General features: G+C 72.2%; 4 protein-coding genes and 1 pseudogene. 2 read left to right on the top strand and 3 right to left on the bottom strand.

Translation table 11 applies throughout. The features are described from left to right. A pseudogene (locus AB0637_RS24850) lies at positions 1-245 on the bottom strand (sugar ABC transporter substrate-binding protein); the annotation flags it as partial. 94 nt (positions 246-339) lie between these two features. Between AB0637_RS24850 and AB0637_RS24845 the strand changes: the two are divergent. Together AB0637_RS24845 and AB0637_RS24840 are read left to right on the top strand one after the other, a co-directional pair. Next, positions 340-1386, top strand: a complete 1047-nt coding sequence (locus AB0637_RS24845) for a LacI family DNA-binding transcriptional regulator (protein ID WP_366175465.1) — start codon at positions 340-342, stop codon at positions 1384-1386. Then, positions 1383-1979: an ATP-binding protein gene (locus tag AB0637_RS24840; RefSeq protein WP_366175464.1), complete on the top strand. Its 597-nt coding sequence runs from the start codon at positions 1383-1385 to the stop codon at positions 1977-1979. Before AB0637_RS24845 ends, AB0637_RS24840 begins: the two co-directional genes overlap by 4 nt. 68 nt (positions 1980-2047) lie before the next feature. Here AB0637_RS24840 and AB0637_RS24835 read toward each other — a convergent pair whose 3' ends face one another. Both AB0637_RS24835 and AB0637_RS24830 read right to left on the bottom strand, forming a co-directional pair. Then, the gene (locus tag AB0637_RS24835; protein WP_366175462.1) at positions 2048-3052 is read right to left on the bottom strand and encodes a substrate-binding domain-containing protein; all 1005 of its coding nucleotides are present in this window, start codon (positions 3050-3052) and stop codon (positions 2048-2050) included. A gap of 112 nt (positions 3053-3164) precedes the next feature. Next, a partial coding sequence (locus AB0637_RS24830) for a Gfo/Idh/MocA family oxidoreductase (RefSeq protein WP_366175461.1) occupies positions 3165-3371 on the bottom strand: 207 nt, incomplete at its 5' end.

Below are 3371 nucleotides of genomic sequence, written 5' to 3'. Positions count from 1 at the left end.
GTCAGGTCCACACCCTCCTTGGCCGCCTCCGCCTTCGCGCCCTTCTGCATCGCCACGAAGAACGGGTTCGTCGAATCCTTCGTGATCAACGACACCGCGACCTTGTCACCCCCACCAGAACCGGTGTCAGCACCACCACCACACGCCGCCACGGTCGCCACCGCCGCCACGCAGGCGAAGAGCGCGGCCGCGCCGCGACGGGCGCTCCTGGTCGTGGTGGTCGTGGTCTTGAAGTTGCGGGTCACTCGGACTCCTCAGACTCATGGGGTTTGACAACGTTGTCGATCTGCAGCTGCTCATCCCTGGACAGCTAGCGGTGCAACAGGTAACCATGGAGTCGTGGAATTGACAACGGTGTCAGCCGAACTCGACCGTCCCGGTCAGCGGCGCGCGACGATGCGAGAGGTGGCCGCCCTGGCCGGCGTCAGCATCAAGACGGTCTCGCGGGTGGTCAACGACGAGCCGGGGGTCAGGGAGGGGGTGCGGCAGCGCGTCGAGGACGCCGTCGAGCGCCTGCACTACCGCCAGCACCGGGGCGCGAGCGACCTGCGACGCACGGGCCGGCGCACCGGCGCCATCGGGATCCTCGTGCAGGACATCGCGAACGAGTTCTCCTCCGCTCTGCTGCGGGCCCTGGAGGACGAGGCGCGCCAGCTCGACCTGACCCTGCTCGCCGCCAGCCTCGACGAGGACCCCGCCCGCGAGCGGGCGCTGGTGGAGGAGATGGTGGCCCGTCGGGTGGACGGTCTCGTCCTCATGCCCGCCTCGCCACGGCAGGACTACCTCGGTCAGGAGCTGCGCGCCGGCCTGCCCCTCGTCTTCGTGGACCGGCCGCCCCGCGGCGTGGAGGCCGACTCGGTCTGCGTCGACAACGTCGCCGGATCGCGTCTGGCCGTGGAGCACCTGGCGGCGAAGGGCCACCGGCGCATCGCCTTCCTCGGTGACCTCGACGAGATCCACACGGCCCGCGAGCGGCAGGAGGGCTGGCGCACCGCCCTCCTCGCCGCCGGCCTGCCGGTCGACCCGGCGTTGTCGGTGACGGGGCTGCGGGAGGCCCGGGACGCGGAGGTGGCCCTGACCCGGCTGCTCTCCGCGGACGCGCCACCCACCGCCGTGCTCGCGGGCCGCAACGTGCTGTCCGTGGGCGCACTGCGCGCGGTGCGCCGCCTGCGCGCGGAGGACCCTCGGGCCGCCCTGCCCGACGTCGTGGGCTTCGACGACTTCGAGCTCGCGGACCTGCTCGACCCTCCGCTGACCGCCGTGCACCAGGACGTCGGGGCGATGGCCCGGTTGGCGACGCGCATGCTCGCCGACCGCATGGTCGGGGACCGTTCCCCCGCGCGGCACGTGGTCCTGCAGCCCCTCCTGCACGTCCGCGAACGGTGACGGGAGGGCGGGCCGGGGGCATCGGCCGCCCGTCGGTGGACCACCTGCTGCTGCCCCCGCACCTGTCCACCGTGGCCACGGCGCGGCACTTCGCGGCGTCCTGGGCCCGGGGACTGCACCTGGGGGCCGAGACCGTGGACCGGCTGGAACTGCTCACCAGCGAACTCGTCGCCAACGCGGTGGCCCACGGGGTGGGCGGTGGCGCGAGCGGCCCCGTGCTGCTCGGCCTGTCCCACGTCCCGGCGGCGGGTGACGGACCGGCGACGCTGCTGCTCTGCGTCACCGACACGGGCCGGACGTCCCCGACGCCCCGCTCGGCCTCCCCCGACGACGAGCGGGGTCGCGGACTCGCCCTGGTGCAGCTCCTCGCCCACTCCTGGGGGCACACGCTCGGGACGCCACCGGGACGACCCTCGCCGCCGGTGCCCCTGGCGTCGGCCGGAGTGGCCGGGTCCGGGGGTGGGAAGACGGTGTGGTGCACCCTGCTGGACACCGCCGACCGCACACGCGCCGTGCACGCGCCGGCGTCGCGACGTCGGGAACCCGCCGCACGGTCAGGGCCGGCGGGGCGAGGCACCCCCGCGAACGCCTGAGGACCCCCGGGGACGGTGCCCCGAGGGTCCTCACCACGAACTCCGCAGCGCGCCGCGGGTGGTCGGTGTCAGCGCGTGCCGGCCTCCGCGTACTTCGAGACCGCGTCGATGTTCGAGGCGTCGATGAACGCGGGACCGGTGAGGACCGCATCACCACCACCGATGGTGTTCCCGTTCGTCAGGTAGAGCCAGAGGGCGTCGATCGCCTCGTACCCCTGGAGGTAGGGCTGCTGGTCGATGGCCCACTCGACGGTGCCGCTCTTGATGGCCGCCACGAGTTCGGCGTTCGTGTCGAAGGTGTCGATCTTCGCCTTGCTGCCGGCCTCCTTCACGGAGTCGACGGCGATGAGCGCGAAGGGCGCCCCGAGCGTGACGACGTGGTCGATGCTGGAGTCCTGCTGCAGCTTCGCCGTGATCGTCGACTGGGTGGCGGCCGAGTCGGTCCCGTTGACGTAGATGTTCTCGACCGACCCCGACGACCCCAGGCCGTCCTTGATGGCCTTGCACCGGTCCTCGAGCTGCGACTGCCCCTGCGCCTGGATGACGCAGAGGACCTTCTTCGCGCCCTCCTGCGCCAGGCGCGCACCACCGGCCTTGCCGGCGATGGTCTCGTCCTGGCCGAAGTAGCCGATGAGCTTCTCCTGCTTCCAGTCGTTGTACCCGGCGTTGAGCCCGATGACCGGGATCTTCGCGGCCTCGGCGTTGGCGAGGGCCGACGTCAGCGCGCTGGCGTTCGGCATCGTCACGGCGATGGCGTCGACCTTGGCGTCGACGGCGTTCTGGATGAGGGTCGCCTGCTGGGAGGCGTTGTCGTTGTTGACGTACTGCAGGTCGATGTTGTCCTTCTTGGCCGCGGCCTCGGCGCCCTTGCGGACGATGTCCCAGAAGGTGTCTCCAGCGGCGGCGTGCGTGACCAGCGTGATCTTGTACTTCGGGGTGCTCGCGGCCTGGCCGCCCCCGGAACCGTCGTCGCTGTTGTCGGCCGCACCGCCGGTGCTGCTGCAGGCCGCGAGGCCCAGTGCCGCCACCGCCAGCGCGGCGGCGGTGCGGAACCCTGCACGGGAGCTCTTCATGTGCTTTCCCATCCTCGTCGACAGGTGCCGTCCGCACGGTGCGGAAACGGCGATCGGAACCGGTCTCGCGGCGAGCCGGTGGGTGGTGCGGGGAGAGTTCAGGGGGTGGTGCTCACGGACGGGGGCCGAGGTCGACGACGACCCGCTCCCCGGTCCGCAGGGACTGGACCCCGGCGGCGCAGACGGCGGCCGCGGCGTACCCGTCCCACACGCCCGGGCCGTCGACGTTCGTCCCGGCGCGGACCGCGTCGACCCACCGCTGGAACTCGGTGTCGTAGGCGGCGCCGAAACGCTCCTTGAAGTCCTTCGGGATCGCACC

The organism is Kineococcus sp. NPDC059986 (assembly GCF_040702905.1).
Lineage (GTDB): Bacteria > Actinomycetota > Actinomycetes > Actinomycetales > Kineococcaceae > Kineococcus.
Note: the sequence above shows the minus strand (reverse complement) of the source record. Positions and strands in the feature narration are given on the sequence as shown.

Coding starts and splice junctions, on each gene's coding strand:
- AB0637_RS24835 (WP_366175462.1), bottom strand. CDS start 3,052: ATGAAGAGCTCCCGTGCAGGGTTCCGCACCGCCGCCGCGCTGGCGGTG.